A 19729-nucleotide genomic window follows, 5' to 3' on the forward strand; every position below is an offset into this window, starting at 1 on the left:
CTTTCTTAATAGCTTGGCGCTTTACTGTACGTTGGCATAGTCAATCTGTTGATAAAAGCGGAACCGGGCGTGGCAGAAGAAGAGCAGGACGAACCGCAACGCGGCGGTGCAAACGCCGCCCATGCGGCGATGCAGGAAATTGCAGAACGTGAACTGCGCATCATCAGGCGCCGCCGTCGTCGGCGGCGTATGCTGATGATCGGTCTTTTCGCGTTGACCGGTTTTGCTGCGGTGATGGCGATTGTTCTGACAATCCAGTCCAATCTTGATTTCAGCCGCAACATGATCAGAAGCCCCGAAGTCCGGATCATGGGTTTTGACGGTGCGACGCTTGAAATTGTTCAGGGGCGCTATAGCCAGGACGTCTCGCTGACGACCATTCCCGAACGGATACAGAATGTGTTCGTCGCAGGTACTGATCCCGGTTTTTATGGGCATTTTGGTGTATCGGCCAGCGATTTCGTGCGTGTTTTCACAAGCAACGATATCCCCGGATCGACCATAACGATGCGGGTTGCGCGAAGCTTCTTTAAAACCCCTGAAGTCAGTGCAGGCCGTCATCTGCAGGAGCTTCTGGTCGCGCTCTGGCTTGAATTCAAGTTCAACAAGAAAACCATCCTGCGCAGTTATCTTGAGCGCAGTTATATGGGCCGCGGCATATTCGGGATCACCGCGGCATCACGCATCTGGTACGGAAGCCCTGCCGAGCGGATAACATTGCATCAGGCCGCTGTTCTGGCGGCTGCAATCAATGATCCGAAAAAGTTTGATCCCTTATACCACCCCAAGGATGCGGCCAATGCGGCCAACGAGATCCTTCTGAATATGGGGCGCTATAAATATATCGAACTTGATCGCGTATCCGCCCTTACCCTGGTGGAGCCCAAGCTGGATGTTCAGTACAAGGATGGCGTGGTTTCAAGCTATGTTGTCGACATGGTCATGGACGAAGTCGCTGCGCGCATCGGCTATACCAGTCGCGATATCGAAGTTATCACCAGCATAGATCTAACCATTCAGAGTCTGGCACAGGATGTTGTGCGTGAAGTTTCCAATCTGCGTCTAAGGCCCAAGGGGGTCGAACAGGCTGCACTGCTTTCCATGAGCCCGGACGGGCGTATTCGTGCGATTGTTGGTGGGGTGAATTACAGCCCGTTCCGTCCGAACCGCGCCTGGGATGTGCGCCATTTCCCCGGCCGAATGATCAAGATCGTGCCATATTACTACGCGCTGAACGAAAACAGCGATCCGGCCCAATGGGTGCGTGACAACCGTATGGCGGTGGGAGGCTGGCGTCCGGTTAATCCGGATCACGAATATCGTGGCCAGATTTCATTGCGCGAGGCATTCGTTCGCGACGTTAATACTGTTCCGGTCAATCTGGCCGATCAGTTCGGCTTGCTAAATGTCAAGGATTATGCCCGTGCCATAGGGGTTCAAAGTCCGCTATCAAACGATATCCGAACCGTTGTCGGGCTTGATCCGGTGTCCTTGGCAGACATTGCTTCAATTCATGCCTTGCCACAAAACTCGGGTAAGCCGGTGCAACTCAGTCTGGTTAACCGTGTTGCCTTCGCCGGAACTGGTGAACTGGTCTATCAGCGGGTCGAACAAACCGTTGAAAAACGTCTGACTGACGAAGCCATTCAGGGGGCCTATACACTGTTTTCCAGTGTGACAGATCCGCAACTTCGTCTGGATCGACCGTTTGCGGGCTATGGTACGCAGGATACCGGGGCATCTGATGCATGGTTTACCGGTTTTACATCCGATCTGATAACGGTTGTCTGGGCCGGAAATGATGATAATAGCCGAATTCCTCAGATCCGCGGCGATGTAGAGCTTGCGTCTCTTTGGCGGTTATTTATGCTGGATGCACATGACGGTTTGCCTATTCGTTCGATGATTCGTGCCGCCTCGCAACGCCGACGTGAAAATGATGGCGTGACGGATATGTGGAAACACGACTTGTTGAATGAACAGCAGTAAAATTGCCGAAGAACCGGGGGATCGGGGTCTCCCGCAGACGTTGGGGCATAACCATATAAATTTCAGCCGAAATGGCTGAGTGGCGCGGTTTGAGGCCTTGTTCGCCTGTCTTCTGCCTGTCTGGCAGATACGTTGACAGATCAGGCGTTCACGGGCACAAACCGGCGTCCCTATATGATATCAAAGGTGCTTAGTGGCCCAAAGACCATTCAAAAGACAACAGACCGTACGCAAGGGTGCAACGACGCCGCGAAAACGCAAGAAACGCGTTAGCAGTTCGGGCAGTAGCGGCAGCAAGAAAAGCGGGTCGGGTATTTTAAGTAAAATCGGCGGGATGATACCCGGACCCGAGGCGATTGCACGTTTTATTGTCATTATGGGTATTTGGGGACTGGTTATTGGTGGCGGGATCGTTGCCTATTACGGTTATGGACTACCGGAAAAGATAAGCTTCGAAGTTGCCAGCGAACGTAAACCATCCATCCGTGTGATCAGTGTGGATGGCGCCGTACTTGGGTCTTATGGTGATCGTTACGGCAGTCCGGTGGAGGTTTCCGATCTGCCTGATCATGTCGGGCAGGCTTTTGTATCCATTGAAGATCGTCGTTTTTATGATCACTTTGGTATCGATATTCTGGGCATCCTGCGCGCCAGCTGGGTTAATCTGACATCGGGGCGCATTGCCGAGGGCGGCAGCACGATTACCCAGCAGCTTGCAAAAAACCTGTTCCTGTCACCCGAACGCAATTTCGGGCGCAAGATCGAAGAAGTGCTTCTTGCATTGTGGCTGGAATTCAAATTTACCAAGCAACAGATCCTGTCGCTTTATCTGAACCGCATCTATTTCGGATCGGGGATGTACGGGATTGATGCCGCATCCCGACATTATTTCGGAACAGACCCGCGACGGCTTAATCTTTACGAAGCTGCTGTTCTGGCCGGTTTGCCAAAGGCACCAAGCCGTTACAACCCGCTGGTTGATCCCGAAGATTCCGCAAAACGTGCCAACGTCGTTCTTGACGCGATGGCATCAAACGGTGTCATCACTGCCGCACGTGCGGAACGTGCCAAGCAGCGCACCGTGCGCACCACGCGACAGGGCAAAAGTGGGCCGGGTGTCCGGTATTTCACAGATTGGGTCCTTGATCGCGTTCGTGATTACATCGGCTATGTCGATCAGGACCTGACGATCCATACAACGCTTGATTCCCGTCTTCAGGAAATCGCGGAGCTCAACCTTGAACGTGCTTTGGCAAGTCCGGTTGCCCAGCAAAAACATGTCGGGCAGGCTGCACTTCTGGCGATGACGCCGGATGGCGCGGTGCGTGCGATGGTTGGCGGGCGTGACTATTTCGAAAGCCAGTATAACCGTGTGACACAGGCCCGGCGGCAGCCCGGTTCCGTGTTCAAACTGTTTGTGTATCTGGCGGCGCTGGACAAAGGCATCGGGTCGAATGACTGGATGCGTGATATGGCGATTTCGATCAATGGCTGGGAGCCGCGCAACTTTGATCGCAAGCATCATGGTACGATGTCAATCCGTGACGCGGTGGCAACCTCGAACAACTCGATTGCTGTTCAGGTCGCGATGGAAGTCGGATTGGATAATGTGATCAAAAAGGCCCACGATATGGGCGTTTCGTCCGAGCTTGGACGGGAACCCAGTCTGGCACTTGGTACCAGCGAGGTATCGATGCTTGATCTGACAGGTGCCTATGCAATCGTCGCCAATGGCGGTTTTTCCGTCTTCCCGCACGCAATTCGTAAAATTGTCGGTCAGGGTGGCGTGGTTCTGTTTGAACGCAGCGATGAGTTCCCTGTGCGTCTGATGAACCCGCTGCATGCCGGTGAGATGAACAATATGCTGTCTTCGGTGGTTGCCAAGGGCACAGGACGAAATGCGATCATTGATCGCCCTGCTGCGGGCAAGACCGGCACGACGTCGGATTCACGTGATGCATGGTTCATCGGTTATACCGCCGAACTGGTTGCAGGGGTCTGGATGGGGAACGACAACGGCAGCCCGATGGATGATGTTTCCGGCGGTGATCTGCCAGCCAAGCTTTGGCATGATTTCATGCTTCATGCGCATCAGAACCTGCCGGTTCGTTCTCTTGGCAAGGCGGCACTTGCACGGTCGCAGAAAGTCGGTGAGGACGGTAGTTGGCGTGAATTTACATCCGGCTTCACAACCGGGAATACAAAGCAGTAACTGGCTTTGATGTCTTGATTGCAAATGTAATTTAGGTCGGTGCTGATGCATCGACCCGTTTGCGTTTCGTCCAAGAAAAAATGGCCGGTATCCTGGGGGGATGAACCGGCCATCAAGTTTGCAGTTTGCATGGCTTCATCGGGGGAGACCGATGAAGCCGAGGGAGATCTCACCTGTCGAATATCGCGATGTGATCAAGGGTCAGGGGTGCAATCTTTCCCTTGCATCGCATGAATATCCGCATGCACCGTTCAGGGCGGTATATCGGCGAGAGCATCAGGCCGCTACAGCCTGATCACTGAGCTTCTCGAGGAATTCGAGACATTCCTCGATCTGCGAAATTTCGATGAATTCGTTGGCCTTGTGGGCTTGTTTGATGCTGCCCGGTCCGCAGATGATGGACGGGATATTGCCCTGTTTTTCGAAAATCCCGCCTTCGGACCCATAGGAAACCTTGCCCGATACTTCGGGGATGATGTTGCGAACCAGCGCGAATGCCTCGGCATCCGTGCAATCGCCCATGCCGGGATAGGAAAAGATTTCTTCCCACTCGAACCCGGTTTCGGCTTCCTTGGCTTTCATTTCGGCATCAAGGGTCGAAATGATCTTTTCTTTGATACCGTCAAGAACGGCCTTGGCGTCATGTTCCGGCAGATGGCGAATTTCAAACGTGAATTCGCAGAAATCCGGGGTCACGTTGGTTGCTGTACCACCGCCGATGGTGGTGGTCAGCATGGTGCTGTGCGGGACCGTGAAGTCGTTATCAAACGGGCCGTTTTCCTCGAACTCGCGCGCAAGGTCGGAAATCATTGCGATGGCGCGTGCCGCATATTCGATGGCATTGACGTGGCGCGGTGCGAAGGACGAATGCCCGGCTGTCCCGGTAACCGATACCCGCATCGAAAACTTGCCTTTCTGCCCGTTGATGACCTTCATCTCGGTCGGTTCACCAATAACGGCAAGGCGTGGCGGGGTTTTAAGGGCGGCCAGATGATCAACCATCGAACCAACGCCAAGGCAACCGACTTCCTCGTCATAAGACAGGCAAAGATGGAATGGGATTGTCAGGTCGCGTTTGACCAGTTCGGGCACCATCGCCAGCGCGCATGCAGAAAAGCCTTTCATATCGGCAGAACCGCGACCAAACAGTTTGCCGTCACGCTCGGTCAGTTCGAAGGCCGGGCTGATCCAGCTTTTTTCAAGGGCGGGTACAACATCTGTGTGTCCCGAAAGTGCAATACCGGGAACGTCTTTCGGGCCAATGGTCGCCAGAAGGTTTGCTTTTTCACCTGTCTCGTCATGAAACAGGGTGCTTTCAATGCCATACTGCGCCAGATAGTCGCGAACAAAATGGATCAGACCGAGATTCGAGTTCTTGCTGGTGGTGTCAAACGCCACAAGTTTGCCAAGCAGATCGATGGCATTATGCAGACGGGACATGTTGGGTTTGCTCATTTTTATCGCTTCTCGTTTCTCGGAATATTAGGCTGACTGCGCCGTATTTCGGGATTTCTCACGCCATTTCTGCCATTCGCGGCGAATGGTCAGGGCGATGAACAGAACGGTAAGGGCAAAGAACCCCCATGAAATCCATGACTGGAAAAAGACGCCAAGATCACCGCGCGAAATCGCGAGCGAGCGGCGCATATTGTCTTCGAACATCGGCCCCAGAATGAAGGCGATCAGGAATGGTGCTGCCGGGATGTTGAGGATCATCATTGCAAAGCCCACAACGCCCATGACCAGAAGCACAGTGACGTCAAACGGGCTGGCACCGATGGAATAGATGCCAAACACGCAGAGAACCAGAATGCAGGGTAAAAGCAGCATCTGTGGAATACGCGAAATTTTGGCAAAGGCTCCGGCGGTCAGTTTTCCGGCAACAAACAGGAAGACGGAACTGAACAGGATGCCGATAAACAGCGAATAGACTTCGCCGATATTGTTCTGGAACAACAGTGGACCTGGTGTCAGGCCGTGAATCATGAACGCGCCAAGCATGACACCCGTGATCACATCCCCCGGCACGCCAAGTGCCAGAAGCGGGATCATGGTCGCACCACAACAGCCGTTATTGGCGGACTCGGATGCAGCAACACCTTCGAGCTCACCTTCGCCGAACTTGTCACCGTTTTTCGATGTGCGGCGTGCTTCGCTATAGGAAAAGAAGGCGGCCGTCGACGGGCCGATCCCCGGAATGGCACCAAGGACCACGCCGATAACACTGCCGCGCAGGATCGATTTCAGGCTGCCGCGGAATTCTGACATGGTCAGGCGGTTATCACCAAGCTTCATCGCCGCATTGTTGTCCTCGGGCCGGAAGACGATCATTTTTATCAGTTCGGGCAAGGCAAACAGGCCGATCAGGACCGGGACGACACCAAGACCGGATTTCATGTCTTCGGTAACGGCAAAGCGGAACGAGCCATAGATATCTTCGCCGACGGTCGCCAAAAGCAAACCGATGCAGGCTGAAATGATACCCAGCAATAGCGAACGACCGGAAATGCTGGCAACAATCGTCAGCGAGAACGCCATCAGCATGAAATATTCAGGCGGACCGACCCGAAGCGCAAATAACGCAAGCGGCATCGCCAGGAAGAACAGCGAGATGTTCGAAACGAAGTCGCCGATGCAGCTTGAAACCAGCGCCATATTCAGCGCCTTGCCACCTTTTCCCTGCTGGGCCAGTGGATAACCGTCAAGAACGGTGCAGGCTGCGGATGCGGTACCTGGTGTCTTGATCAGGATCGCTGAAATTGATCCGCCATAGGTCGATCCCTTGTATAGGGCAACCAGCAGCAAAATGCTGGTGACAGGGGGCAGATAGAAGGTGAATGGCAGGGCAAGGGTCACGGCCATTGTACCGGTCATGCCCGGAATGGCACCGATGATCACACCACCCCAGATTCCCGCTGCCATGGCAATAAAGTTGGGCAGCGTTGCGACGGCTTCAAAGGCGTAAAGCAATTCGTTCCACATGAAGGGGCGCTTTCAAATCAGATCAGGGTCACGGAATCGGCGATATAGGCCGAAAACAGATGGCCTTCGGGGAAAGGCGTATGGGTGACTTCGGTGAAAACAAGATAAAGCAGGATCGGAAAGATAATGGACAATCCGATCATCCAGATTTTCCGGCTGTAATTGCCGGTCATCAGGAACAGGTAGGCCAGAAGTAAAATGGTTGCAGGAACAAAACCGATCACCGGCATGCCATAGGTAAAGGCGGCAAATCCGATCAGTACGGCAACAAAGCGCGCAATCAGTTTACGGTTGCGGTTCAAGGTCTGACCAATGGTCGTGACACGCTCACCGCTGGCCAGCCGCATTTTGGGAATGGCAAAAATAATGGCAAGGATGCCCATGGCAAGCCCGACACCGGTAATCACGCGTGGCCACATATCAGGCGGCGGCGCAAAACCGGGGATGAAAGACGGAACCTTCACATAGATCGGGATCAGGACGAACAGGACAAAAGCAAAGAAGGCTGTTGCAACCAGTCCGGTATAAAAATCGCGATTTGGGGTCATGGTTCCGTCTCGCATTCAGATGTTTAAGGGATGGGGATTACTGAATGTAACCGAACTTCTTGGCCATGCCGTTATAGAGTTCGTACTGGCTCTTGACGAAGGCAGCCGGGTCTTGGTCACCAACGACCGAGACCGAACCGCGTTTCTTGGCAAGGTCAAGCCACTGTTCGTTGGTTGCAACGTTCGACAGAATGTCTTTCCACTTTGCAACAACGTCTTCCGGCAGATTTTTCGGGGCGAACAAGGCGCTCCAGCCGTCAACCTGACCGGCCAGGTTATAACCAAGTTCCTTGGCGGTCGGGACGTCCGGAAGGGCGTCCATGCGCTTGGGCGAATAAACCATCAGCGCCCGCATTTTACCGGCTTCGATATGGGGCATCAAAGAACCGGCTGCGATGGCGAGGAAGTCGACATGTCCACCGAGAAGGGCTGCGGCAAGGGCACTGCCGCCTTTGTATGGCACGAGGGTGGAGGCAGACAGCGGATCCAGGTCGGCATCGGCAAGAAGGGCCTGAACCGTAAAGCCGTCAATCGCGGTGGGGCCGGATGCGGCATAGGTGGTTGCGCCATTGCTTGATTTGATTTTGGCAAGCAGGTCGTCGACGGTTTTGATGTCCGAGTTTGCGTTAACCGCAAGGATCATCGGGGTCGATTCCAGAATACCAAGAAAGGTGTAATCGTCCCAGCCAACCGGGCTATCGGTATAAACGGCCGGGTAAAGTGCCATGCCGACGCGCGACAGCAGCAGGGTATAGCCATCCGGCTTCTGTTCGGTGACGTAACGTGCACCGTTCATGCCGCCATTGCCGGTTTTGTTCACAACAACGACCGGCTGTTCGTCGGTGTAGTTGCGTGCGGTTTCAGCCAGTGCGCGACCGGCCAGATCCGATGCACCGCCCGCGCCATAAGGCACGACAAGGGTGATGGCTTTTTCCGGGTAGTCAGCGGCCTGTGCGGTTGAAACCAGTGTTGTGGTTGCAAGAACTGCAGCCGCAAATGTCGCGGCCTTTTTGAGCTGTCGAAACATTTTCATGTCTCCCTGGATGGTTGGTGGCAGGATTGCCCGAGCTCGTCGGTTTTTTATTTTGTATACATTTCATCGCAAACTATAACTCGTGACGCAAAAAATTAATTTCAGTATAACTAATTTACATACTGAAATTAGTTTTGAGCCAGACAATGAATTTGCGCGAACTTGAAAGCTTCAATGCCTTTATGACCTATGGCTCCGTCACCAAGGCAGCACAGGCCATGAATATCAGTCAGCCCATGGTCAGCCGTTTGCTAAACAGTTTTGAAAAATCTGTCGGGTTCGCGTTGTTCAACCGCAAACGAAACCAGTTGTCGCCAACGACCGAGGCATTGCAGTTTCATACAACCGTCTTGCGGTCGCTCAATTCTCTGCGTGAAATCGAAACACAGGCGCGTGCCATCGCCAATGAGCAGCTTGGCAGTATCCGGATTGCGGCACAACCGATCTATGTTGACACCTATCTTCTTGATGTGGTGGCCAAGTTTAAGCGTGCTCACCCCAACGTTTCGGTCAGTATTGCCGATACCGGTCTTGAAGGTATGCTGGATATGGTCACGACCCGGCAATGTGATCTGGGTATCGGCATCACGCTTGATCTTCAGGATCCGAATATGGAAGTTATGCCGTTGGCGCAATGCCGGGCGGTGTGCCTGATGCCGCGCAATCATCGGCTGGCCGGTTTTGAAACCATCGATATCGATTTACTGCGTGGTGAAAGTTTTGTCGAACTCTCGATAGGATCGCCGCTCCGCACCAAGATCGACTACATTTTTCAGATTGCAGGCTGGCCGCGCAAAATTGCGGTCGAAGCCCGGACCATCCGAACCATTTCCCGGTTGGTTGAACGCAATGTCGGCATTGCGGTTATTGATCCGTTTGCGACTTTGCTGGTGGACGAAGAAAAGGTTGTTGCCCGTCCCCTGACCCCTGCAATCGAATGGGACGTTGCCCTGTTCCGGTCTTCAGGCGAACTCAGCGCGGTCGAACGTAGTTTTCTAAGCTTCCTGCGTGCGGAATTGCCCGACCTGCGCAAGGCGGGTTGTGTTTTGTGATGCGATTATGCTCGCTTGTCAAAAGCCAGCCGGGCGGCAAGTGCCAGAAATACGCAACCAGTAAAAATCTGAAACGTGCGTGCCAGACGGGCCGAACGCGACAGAAACTGGCCAAGCTTTCCGGCAAAACCACCAACCAGGCAATTGATAATCGTGCCACCGATATTCAGGATCACACCAAGGATCAGAAACTGTGCCAGAACCGATCCACGTGCCGGATCGACGAACTGCGGAATAAAGGCCAACACGAAAACGATGATCTTTGGATTAAGCAGGTTAACCACGATGCCGTCGCGCCAGGCTTTCATGGCGGTTGCCGGTGCAGTTTTCGCCGGTTTTAAAACGCCGCCACCGTCCCGGAACGACTGAAACGCCAGCCACACCAGATAACCAATCCCGGCCCATCGCAGAACCTCCAGCGCCACCGGGTGGGCAGTGACCACTGCTGCCAGTCCGAGACCGGCAAGAAGAGTATGGATCATGGCACCTGTTGCGATCCCGAAACTGGCGGCCAGACCGGCCCGTGGTCCTGACTTGATACCCTGACCAAGGCAAAACAGCATGTCGTTGCCCGGTGTCATGTTCAGCGCCAGTGCGGTCGGAATGAAAATCAGCAGGGTTTCAATCGGGATCAGCATATCGGGACTCCGTTAGGGTCAAGTACCTGCGCCATATCGATGCAGGGCTGAACCGTTCTTTTTTAACCAGTGCTGCTGCTTTTTTGATGGACCATAAAGGTTTTCGACGACAGCCCAGAAACGCGCACTGTGGTTCAGTTCCTGAAGATGAGCAACTTCGTGGGCAACCACGTAATCCAGCACATCTTCAGGGGCCAGAACGAGTCGCCAGCTAAAAGACAGATTACCGTTGGATGAGCAACTGCCCCAGCGTGTGCGCGTATCTTTTAATGAAATACGGTTTACTTTTTTGCCGATCCGTTCGGCATAGGCATGCGCACGGGGGGAGATCTCAAGTTTGGCCTGTTTCTTCAGCCAATCAGAAACCCGACGATTGGTATGCTCGGGCAATCCCGAAACCCAGATCACACCTGCTTCGGCCCAGACGCCGCGCTTGGCGTCGGGAACGGTGCGTATGGCATGTTCATTTCCCATGAAAGGCACCCATGCGCCCGGAACGAACTGTACGCGTTCGGGCAGGCGGCTCATATGGGCAGTGACCCAGTCGCCATGTTGATACAGCATCGAGATCGCCGTTTTGCGCGATATGCCGTTCGGAACGACAATTTCAACACCGTCAAACGCCGGATCGATCCGCAATTTGAGTCGCGTCGCACGCGCACTCGGGCGCAAACGGACCGGCAGGGGGCCGATTTGCGGCAGATCGATTTCGGTTTCTTCGATATTTCGCAGCATTCAGAGTGAATTTTTCCAAAAGCGGGGTGGAATTTTCGTACTTTTTGCGCCTTTTTGGCCGGAAGGGCATCTTGCCCCTTGCCCGGCACTAGTGTTTTCCTATACTCCGCGCTCAAGGTCTAGGGGACTTTTGCAATGTATTTGTTGCAGCCCCGCAAGGGACGTTGGCTTGCATGTGCCGCGCCCCGGTTTACATCGGAAGAAGAAAGGCGTCACTCCAATGAGCGATCAGGTCAAAAAGGTGGTGCTTGCCTATTCAGGCGGGCTTGATACCTCCATCATCCTGAAATGGCTGCGCGAAGAATATAACTGCGAAGTCGTGACTTTCACCGCCGATCTCGGCCAGGGCGAGGAACTTGAACCCGCCCGCAAGAAAGCCGAGATGTTTGGCGTCAAACAGATTTTCATCGAAGATCTGCGCGAAGAATTCGTTCGCGACTATGTCTTCCCGATGTTCCGTGCGAACGCCCTTTACGAAGGTGTGTATCTGCTCGGCACTTCGATTGCGCGTCCGCTGATTGCCAAGCGCCAGATCGAAATCGCCGAAGAAGTCGGTGCCGACGCCGTTTCCCATGGCGCGACCGGCAAGGGCAACGATCAGGTCCGTTTCGAGCTTGGCTATTATGCGCTTAAGCCGAACGTAAAGGTCATTGCACCGTGGCGTGAATGGAAACTGAATTCGCGTACCGCACTTCTGAACTTTGCGCGCGAACACCAGATTCCGATTTCGGCTGATAAACTCGGCGGGGACGAGCCCCCCTATTCAACCGATGCCAACCTTCTGCACATTTCCTATGAAGGCAAGGCGCTGGAAGATCCGTGGGTCAAGCCGAACGAACAGATGTTTGAACGCACCGTATCGCCGCAGAATGCACCCGATGCGATCACCACGATCGAAATCGAGTTCGAACAGGGTAACCCGGTTGCCGTGAATGGCGAACGTATGAGCCCGGCCACCCTTCTGACCAAGCTGAACGATGTTGCCGGCAAAAACGGCATCGGACGTCTTGATCTGGTCGAAAACCGTTATGTCGGTATGAAGTCACGCGGCGTTTATGAAACCCCGGGCGGTACCATCCTGTCGGTCGCGCATCGTGCAATGGAAAGCATCACGCTTGACCGTAACGCAGGTCACCTCAAGGACGAGTTGATGCCGCGTTACGCCGAGATGATCTATAACGGTTACTGGTGGTCGCCGGAACGTCAGGCCCTGCAGCGCCTGATCGACGAAACCCAGAAAACCGTCAACGGTATTGTCCGTCTTGATCTTTACAAGGGTAACGTCACGGTTACCGGCCGCAAGTCGCCGAACTCGATCTACTCCGAAGAGCATGTCACGTTCGAAGCCGACACCGTTTACAACCAGCGCGACGCAGAAGGCTTCATCAAGCTGAATGCTCTTCGCCTGCGTCTTGGTTTTGACCGCGACGGCGTGAAGTAAGTTTCACTGTCGTGATCCGTTACGAAACGAGGGGTGTTCATCACCCCTCGTTTTTGTTTTGAAGCTTGGTTATAAGCACCCGATGCAGCGTTATAAATGTACCGTCGAATATAATGGACGTCCCTATCACGGGTGGCAGTTCCAGGAAGAGGTGATCTCGGTCCAGCAGGTTTTTGAAACCGCACTGGAAAAGTTCATCGGCGAATTTGTGCGCGTATATGTATCTGGCCGTACCGATGCCGGGGTACATGCCTTTGGCCAGGTGGTGCATTTTGATCTGCCGCGCACCTATCCGGCGGATACCGTGATGAATGCAATCAATCATCACCTCAAACCCGATCCGGTGGCTGTGATTGACTGTGTTGAGGTCGATGAAAACTTCCATGCCCGGTTTTCATCCAAGAAACGGTACTACATGTATCGCATCATCAATCGTCGTGCGCCGCTGACCGTTGATGCCGGCCTTGCATGGGGCATTTTCAAACCGCTTGATATTGATGCGATGAACGAAGCCGCCGCCCACCTTATCGGCACGCATGATTTCACCACGTTTCGCGCCAGTGAATGTCAGGCCAAAAGTCCGGTGAAGACTCTGGAAAAGCTTGTCGTGACCCGGGGTGAACACGATCCGCTGGATATTCGTGTTTACACCGAAAGCCGGTCCTTCCTGCATCATCAGGTTCGCAATATGGTCGGTACTCTTGTTCTGGTGGGCAAGGGCAACTGGAAGCCGATTGACGTCAAAACAGCATTGGAAGCTTGCGATCGTAAGGCAGGCGGGCCAACGGCACCAGCCGATGGGCTTTATTTCGTAAAAGTCGATTACTGAGCATTCTGTTTTGAGTGAGTCCCGGATTTCTGGCAGTTTTGATCATTTTTTGCACAAATGTTCAGCTGTTTTGATTTTACATTCTTGAACTGCCAAATAAAGATCACCAGATTCCAAAGACATAAGTGCGATTATTAAATCGCTGTAGTGTTGAAGTCTGATCCAGCCTGACTATCGGTCAGGTTTTTGGGTTGTGGGCAGTTATTTGCATTGGTCCCATTGGGCTCGATGCATTGGGGTCAGGGGACGAATAATTATGTCCAGAAGTATTGTTTTCAAGGTTGCGCTGGCAGCCTTGATCATCCTCGTCAGCGGTATCTTTCTGCTTGGCGTGGTTATCATGCAGCGTATTGATCAGCAGGTAAGTGATACCAGCCTGGAATCGCAAAAGCTCAATCTGCGTGTTGCGGCCCTGTTGCTGCAGGATGCTTATCCGGATTTGAAGGTAACGATCGGTGCCGACGGCGAAACCACCAAGCTGGTCATGCCCGAAATTCCCGATCTGTCATCGCACAGTCTGATTGATCGTATCGGAACGGCAACCGGTCAGACGGCAACCGTGTTTTCCTGGGTGCCTGCGGAAAAGGACTTTATCCGCGTTTCCACCAACATCATCAAACCGGATGGCCAGCGCGCGGTCGGGACGATGCTTGGCAATGGCAGTGCGGCCTATGCGCCGACAACATCGGGGAAAACCTTCCGCGGTGAGGCTGTCATTCTTGGTACCGCCTATGTCACGCAATATACGCCGATCTTCAATCCGGCTGGCGATGTGATCGGCATTCTGTATGTCGGGATCAAAAAGGCCGAAGTTGCCGAGGTCGCATCGGCTATTGAGCTTCGCATTGCGATTGCGGGTATTATCGTTGCCCTGATTGCCGGTGTCCTGTTGGTGGTTCTGCTCCGCTGGCAGCTCGGTCCGCTTCATGTTTTGGGCAATACCATTGCCCGGTTTGTGGATCGTGATTTTTCCGGCGATGTTGCCTACACGGCGCGCAAGGATGAAATCGGTGTGATTGCTGATGGTCTTGTTCGCTGGAAAGAAACAGCAGGCCAGATCAAGGAAGCCGAGGAAGCCAGAATTTCGGCTGAAAAACGCAACGAGGATGAACGCGTTCAGCAGCGTAACCGCCTTGCGAAGGAGCTTGAGGAATCTGTCGGGCAGATCGTTTCCTCGGTCCGTCAGGCAACCGAGGGCATGATGCGCTCGACCCGTCAGATGCGGGATTCTGCCGATCATTCGGTTCGCCAAAGCAGCCATGTCAGCGAAGCGGCCAACGAGTCAGCCCGAAGCGTGCAGACTGTTGCCGCCGCAACCGAAGAACTTTCCGCATCGATTACCGGCATCGGAAACCAGGTCGACGAATCGACATCAATCGCTGATACCGCGGTGGGTGAAGCATCGCGGGCCAACGAAATGGTCAGCGGTCTTGCCGATGCAGCGGAACGGATCGGCGAAGTCGTTAGTCTGATTAACGACATTGCGGCCCAGACCAACCTGCTGGCACTAAACGCCACGATTGAGGCCGCCCGTGCCGGCGAAGCAGGCAAAGGCTTTGCCGTCGTTGCGCAGGAAGTCAAAAACCTTGCCAATCAGACAGCCAAGGCGACAGATGAAATCGCCCAGCAGATCGGGGCGATTCAAAGCGAAACCAAACTGACGGTCGAGGCCATCGAAAAAGTGACCCAGACCATCGCGACCATCAACGATATCACCAACGGTATTTCAGCATCTGTTTCCGAACAGAATGCTGCCGTCAGTGAGATCGCCAACAGTGCCGCGACCGCGTCGAGCGGTTCAAGCGAGGTTGTCAGCAATATCGAGGAAATCCATCAGGCCGCAAGCAGCAGCGGTGCTGCCGCAAGCGAGCTTGATACAAATGTCGGTGCCCTGTCAGGGCAGATCGAAACCCTTCACAGAACGGTCTCCGACTTCCTCAAACAGCTACGTGCCGGTTAAGGGTTTTGTGGCTTCGGGTGAGTTTCGGCTCACCCGAAGAACCAATGCCACAGGAATGGCAGGGTCAGGGCGGTGGCCAGCGTATTTAACCCCATCGCCAATCCTGAAAACGCCCCGGCTGTTTCATTGACCTGAAATGCCCGTGCCGTTCCGATTCCGTGTGCGGCAACCCCCATGGCAAATCCGCGCGCGCGCCAGTCTTTCAATCGGGCCAAATTCATCACCATCGGGCCCAGTGTTGCCCCGACAATGCCGGTTGCGATCACGCAAACCGCAGTCAGGGCCGGGACACCACCAATTTCATCGGCAATACCCATAGCAACCGGTGTCGTGACCGATTTCGGTGCCAGGGAAGCCAGTGTTTCCGGGCTCGCGCCAAGGATCCAGGCCAGAACAACTGTGCTGACACTCGCAACCAGCGATCCGAACAGCACACCGAAAATAATCACCGGCAATGCCCGTTTCAGTGTTTCCATCTGGCGAAACAGCGGTACGGCAAGTGCCACCGTCGCCGGCCCCAAAAGGAAGTGCACGAACTGTGCCCCTTCGAAATAGGTCGCATAGGGGGTGCCGGTGCTTTCGAGCAGCAACGCAATCAATGCAATGGCGATGACCACCGGATTGCAAACCGGATTGCGGTCGGTTTTCTGATACAGCCAGAACCCGATGGAATAGGCGACAAGCGTAATGGTAAGGCCGGTCAATGGCTTGGTCGAAAGATAAACCCAAAGCTGCGTGATATCTGTCTCGTCCATTATTTTGCGTCCCCGTCGCCGATGGATGCCTTCGGTTTGGGAAGAAGTTTCGACATCAGAAGGGCGGTCAGAACCATCGCAAGCAAGGTAGAAAAGATCAGGGCGGCCGTAATCGGCAACCAGTCCCCACGCAGCCGGTCAAGCTGTGTCACCACCCCGACACCGGCCGGAACGAACAGCAGCGAAAAATGGATCAGAAGGTTATCGGCGGCATCGGTCAGAACCTTGGGCGGGTGGCGTTTGACGATCAGTCCGATAAACAAAAGCCCAAGCCCGATCACAGGGCCGGGTACAGGCAGGTCAAACAGTTCCGATATCACCTCGCCAAACAGCTGGCAGACAAGGATCAGGGCAAACGCAGCAATCATCAGCAACCTCCCGACATTTATGTCTTTGGATTAGACATAATGACTTTGCGCCCGTTCGACTTTTATTAATAACGAAAAACGCCCGTGCGGAAATGGCACAGGCGTTTGAAGTCATTCGATATTTCAGGTCGTTCTAAAGGATTTCCAGAACACTTTCCGGCGGTCGCCCAAGGGCCGCCTTGTGGCCATTGACCACAATCGGGCGTTCAATCGCGCGCGGATGGGCACAAAGGGCCTCGATCAATGTGTCACCACGAAGATCAGCAATGCCTTCTTCTTTGGCTTCTTTCTTGCGCAGGATATCTTCCGGGGCCATGCCCAGCATGCCAAGAATTTCTTTTAATTCCTGTGGGGTGGGTGGTGTATCCAGATACTGGATCACGTCGGGGGTAATTCCCTGTTCCTCGATCAGTGCAAGGGTCTGGCGCGACTTGGAACAACGCGGATTGTGATAGATGCGGACCATCATATTCATGGTTCTCCTTCACGCAAAAGGTAGCCTGTATCGGCTCTTTTAGGGGCTCGATCCCGATTGCACCAGCCCGTTGTTGTCTATTTCACCATCATCCAGATCGCCATGGCGACCATCATGATGTTTTCCGTCAGTGAAATGAAACCAAGCGGAACATTGCTGTCCCCACCGACGCAGGCGCATTTGAGGTTACGCTTATCGATATAAACCGCCTTGAAAACCGATACAGCCCCGATTGTCCCGATGAAAAGGGCAACAGGAACGGCAAGCCACATGAGCGCGCCAAAAATCATAAGGACCCCTGCCAGTGCCTCACCAAACGGGTAAAGATAGGCATATCGTACCCACCGTTGCGCGAGCAGGTCATAACCCAGAAACATGTTCGAAAAGCTTTCCAGATCCCGAAGCTTCAGGATGGCAAGAATGCACATCGACGTCGCGATGAACCACTCAACCGCCCGAACCGTCAGGAAATCGCCAAATGCGGCCCAGCTAAGGCCCAGCGCCATAAGTGCCGCCATGCCGAAAACGGCAATGACCGGCTGATAGGTAACCGAATTGCCATCATTTACCGGCTTGCCAAAATATTCCCGCAATTCGTCATGGCCGCCGATCCGCTCTCCATCAATGAATGTCTGAGGGGTCGTTTCGACATTGTATTCTGCCTGAAAGTCGTCAGTTTCTTTCCGGGTGGTCAGCCAGTGATCATCGACGGCGTATCCTTCCCTTTTTAGAAGGTCGCGCGATTTCAGGCCGAACGGACAGATATGGTCGTCCATCACCATCCGGTAAAGCGTTGCCTTGCGTGTATGTGCGGTCATGACTTGATCTCTCTCGTCTTGCCCTTGGGTCTACGCTTTTATGGAACTTGTCGGGGAGACATTTGTTCCACGCAACGCTGAAAGGTAGTCTTTCGGTGCCCGAAAAAAAAAAACGCCCGCCCAGCAATCAGATGCCGTCAATCATGGATAACAGATCGTTCAGGTGATCCAGATCGCCATCAATGATCCGGGTGGCGGTGTCATAGCCAAATCCCTGCCGGGCAAGTGCGGCCAGATCCTTGTCGCGTTTTTCATCGCGCTGGTCAGGCCGACGAAATGGTCCAAGCCGACGGCGTCGGGCGTAGGCCGCGGCGGCGGCAAGGTTGGGATCGGTACCCCGGATATCTTCATAGGCCGCCTGATCGGCTTCCTGTCTGAGGTCGGTGATGGTGTCATCAATCATGTGCGATGCAATGCCGCGTGCGTTCAGATCTGCGGCGATAACCCGCATGGCCTTGCCCTTGCGCAAAAGCGATCTGGCACGTCCCTTGGCATAGGCGGTGTCATTGATAAAGCCGGCATTCTCGCAAGTGTTCAGAACGCTTTTCATCCATTCTTCGGCTTCCTGGGGATCGGTGCCGTATTCCGCGATCGAAAGCCTGATTTTACCGCGCATCAGTTTTTCAAGCCGCGCGCGTGATGTGGCAAAGCGTTCCAGATACCAGGTGGCATAATTCATCAGATAGTCGCGCGTTACCCTGCGCGGCTTTTGGGGTTCGCGCGGGTTGCGATCTTTGCCTTTGGCGGCACTTTTGCGGGAAAAACTGGCGTTACTGCCAAATTTTTCCGCCTTGCTGTCAGGCGCTAAATCACTGCGGTTTTCGTGTGATTCTTTCATTTCATCCAATGCTGATCAATACACACCCTTGCACTTGATGCCCAACTCTCCCTATTTTACCGGCAATTGTCTGCATTTTTCCGAAGGATTTTTCATGCAAGAGCTAGCACCGCGTCAAATGGGCGCGATCAACTGGCTCGGTCTGTGGACGCTTTATGCCAAGGAAGTTCGACGTTTTCTGAACGTCCATCTGCAAACCATCGGAGCACCGGTGGTTACCAGCCTGTTATTCATGGCGGTCTTCCTTCTGGCACTCGGGCGCGCGGTCGAGACGGTAAACGGCGTTCCTTTCGCCACCTTCCTTGCCCCCGGTCTGGTCATGATGACCATGGCCCAGAATGCCTTTGCCAATACCTCAAGCTCGATCATCATCTCGAAGGTACAGGGCAACATTGTTGATGTTCTGATGCCGCCGCTTTCGGCCGGTGAAATGGTTGCCGGTTTTGCATTCGGTGCGGTGACACGCGGGATTATGGTTGGCGTTGCTACCACCATTGTCATGGCGTTCTTTGTTGATGTCGGCGTCCATAATATCTGGGCAATCCTGTATTTCGGGATTTCGGCGTCGCTGATGTTGTCGCTGCTGGGTATTGCCGGTGGTGTATGGTCCGAGAAATTCGACCATATCGCGGTTGTCACCAACTTTGTCATTACTCCGCTTTCCTTCCTGTCGGGCACATTCTATAGCGCCGAAAACCTGCCCGAAGCTGGCAAGGTACTGGTCCATTACAACCCGTTCTTCTACATGATTGACGGGTTCCGCTATGGTTTTACCGGGGTTTCGGACGGCACGGTAATGACCGGAGTTGTGGTCTTGGCCGTGGTCAATGTCCTGCTTTGGATTCTGTGCTATCGCATGATCAAAAGCGGCTACAAGCTTAAGGCCTGATCGCCAAAACAGTGCGGCTTTCAGCATTAAATTCCGTTTAAGGGCAGCATTCCGCATCGGATGCTGCTCTTTTTCATATCAGCCCTGTTCGTATACGGGGTTTTGCGTCGTTGACAGAGGTCAGGAATCTCTTGATACTCCGCGGCTTCCCGGTATTCTGCCGGAAC

18 protein-coding genes are annotated in these 19729 nt (G+C 53.9%); 7 read left to right on the forward strand and 11 right to left on the reverse strand.

Annotation, left to right across the window (positions count from 1 at the left end; genetic code table 11):
• Positions 1–69: 69 nt before the first annotated feature.
• Positions 70–1989 (forward strand): transglycosylase domain-containing protein, encoded by a 1920-nt coding sequence (locus tag J7395_RS06305; RefSeq protein ID WP_209220908.1) that lies wholly within the window; start codon positions 70–72, stop codon positions 1987–1989.
• Between the two features lie 334 nt (positions 1990–2323).
• Entirely contained in the window at positions 2324–4201 is a 1878-nt protein-coding gene (locus tag J7395_RS06310) for a PBP1A family penicillin-binding protein (RefSeq protein WP_247741976.1), read from the forward strand.
• 276 nt (positions 4202–4477) lie between these two features.
• Here the strand turns inward: J7395_RS06310 and argE are convergent, their stop codons facing one another.
• Genes argE through J7395_RS06330 form a run of 4 tightly spaced genes read right to left on the reverse strand, consistent with a single transcriptional unit; the run spans position 4478 to position 8758 of the window.
• Positions 4478–5656 carry an acetylornithine deacetylase gene (gene argE, locus J7395_RS06315; RefSeq protein ID WP_209220910.1) on the reverse strand — a complete coding sequence of 393 codons (1179 nt, stop codon included), beginning with the start codon at positions 5654–5656 and terminating at the stop codon, positions 4478–4480.
• Between the two features lie 27 nt (positions 5657–5683).
• On the reverse strand, positions 5684–7183 hold the full coding sequence (locus J7395_RS06320) for a tripartite tricarboxylate transporter permease (RefSeq protein ID WP_209220911.1): 1500 nt from the start codon (positions 7181–7183) through the stop codon (positions 5684–5686).
• 17 nt (positions 7184–7200) lie between these two features.
• Positions 7201–7731, reverse strand: coding sequence for a tripartite tricarboxylate transporter TctB family protein (locus J7395_RS06325; protein ID WP_209220912.1), 531 nt, complete (start codon positions 7729–7731; stop codon positions 7201–7203).
• 37 nt (positions 7732–7768) lie between these two features.
• A complete protein-coding gene (locus J7395_RS06330) occupies positions 7769–8758 on the reverse strand; it encodes a tripartite tricarboxylate transporter substrate binding protein (RefSeq protein WP_062949728.1) in 990 nt (329 codons plus the stop codon).
• 152 nt (positions 8759–8910) lie between these two features.
• Here J7395_RS06330 and J7395_RS06335 point away from each other — a divergent pair, with 152 nt between their 5' ends.
• Positions 8911–9816: a LysR substrate-binding domain-containing protein gene (locus J7395_RS06335; protein WP_097053296.1), complete on the forward strand. Its 906-nt coding sequence runs from the start codon at positions 8911–8913 to the stop codon at positions 9814–9816.
• A gap of 5 nt (positions 9817–9821) precedes the next feature.
• Here the strand turns inward: J7395_RS06335 and J7395_RS06340 are convergent, their stop codons facing one another.
• Together J7395_RS06340 and J7395_RS06345 are read right to left on the reverse strand one after the other, a co-directional pair.
• Positions 9822–10454: a LysE family translocator gene (locus tag J7395_RS06340; protein WP_209220913.1), complete on the reverse strand. Its 633-nt coding sequence runs from the start codon at positions 10452–10454 to the stop codon at positions 9822–9824.
• Between the two features lie 18 nt (positions 10455–10472).
• Positions 10473–11189, reverse strand: coding sequence for a SprT family zinc-dependent metalloprotease (locus J7395_RS06345; protein ID WP_097053294.1), 717 nt, complete (start codon positions 11187–11189; stop codon positions 10473–10475).
• A 220-nt stretch (positions 11190–11409) separates the two neighbouring features.
• Here J7395_RS06345 and J7395_RS06350 point away from each other — a divergent pair, with 220 nt between their 5' ends.
• The 3 genes from J7395_RS06350 (at position 11410) to J7395_RS06360 (ending at position 15419) form a co-directional block, all read left to right on the forward strand.
• Positions 11410–12630: an argininosuccinate synthase gene (locus J7395_RS06350; RefSeq protein ID WP_062949720.1), complete on the forward strand. Its 1221-nt coding sequence runs from the start codon at positions 11410–11412 to the stop codon at positions 12628–12630.
• A gap of 82 nt (positions 12631–12712) precedes the next feature.
• Positions 12713–13459, forward strand: coding sequence for a tRNA pseudouridine(38-40) synthase TruA (truA, locus tag J7395_RS06355; protein WP_097053402.1), 747 nt, complete (start codon positions 12713–12715; stop codon positions 13457–13459).
• Between the two features lie 256 nt (positions 13460–13715).
• Positions 13716–15419, forward strand: a complete 1704-nt coding sequence (locus J7395_RS06360; protein WP_062949718.1) for a Cache 3/Cache 2 fusion domain-containing protein — start codon at positions 13716–13718, stop codon at positions 15417–15419.
• A 29-nt stretch (positions 15420–15448) separates the two neighbouring features.
• Here the strand turns inward: J7395_RS06360 and J7395_RS06365 are convergent, their stop codons facing one another.
• The 5 genes from J7395_RS06365 to J7395_RS06385 all read right to left on the reverse strand — a co-directional run bounded on the left by J7395_RS06365 (position 15449) and on the right by J7395_RS06385 (position 18673).
• Positions 15449–16174, reverse strand: a complete 726-nt coding sequence (locus tag J7395_RS06365) for an LrgB family protein (RefSeq protein ID WP_209220914.1) — start codon at positions 16172–16174, stop codon at positions 15449–15451.
• Positions 16174–16542: a CidA/LrgA family protein gene (locus tag J7395_RS06370; protein ID WP_062949714.1), complete on the reverse strand. Its 369-nt coding sequence runs from the start codon at positions 16540–16542 to the stop codon at positions 16174–16176. Before J7395_RS06370 ends, J7395_RS06365 begins: the two co-directional genes overlap by 1 nt.
• A 133-nt stretch (positions 16543–16675) precedes the next feature.
• Positions 16676–17017 (reverse strand): arsenate reductase (glutaredoxin), encoded by a 342-nt coding sequence (arsC, locus tag J7395_RS06375; RefSeq protein ID WP_062949712.1) that lies wholly within the window; start codon positions 17015–17017, stop codon positions 16676–16678.
• 77 nt (positions 17018–17094) lie between these two features.
• Entirely contained in the window at positions 17095–17835 is a 741-nt protein-coding gene (locus J7395_RS06380; RefSeq protein WP_114109140.1) for a MauE/DoxX family redox-associated membrane protein, read from the reverse strand.
• Positions 17836–17962: 127 nt separating this feature from the next.
• Positions 17963–18673: a RecX family transcriptional regulator gene (locus J7395_RS06385; RefSeq protein ID WP_209220915.1), complete on the reverse strand. Its 711-nt coding sequence runs from the start codon at positions 18671–18673 to the stop codon at positions 17963–17965.
• Positions 18674–18767: 94 nt separating this feature from the next.
• On the opposite strand from J7395_RS06385, the gene J7395_RS06390 reads away from it, so the two are divergent.
• Positions 18768–19562, forward strand: a complete 795-nt coding sequence (locus J7395_RS06390; protein ID WP_062960196.1) for an ABC transporter permease — start codon at positions 18768–18770, stop codon at positions 19560–19562.
• Positions 19563–19729: the final 167 nt, after the last annotated feature.

The organism is Thalassospira sp. A3_1 (assembly GCF_017744215.1).
GTDB lineage: Bacteria > Pseudomonadota > Alphaproteobacteria > Rhodospirillales > Thalassospiraceae > Thalassospira > Thalassospira lucentensis_A.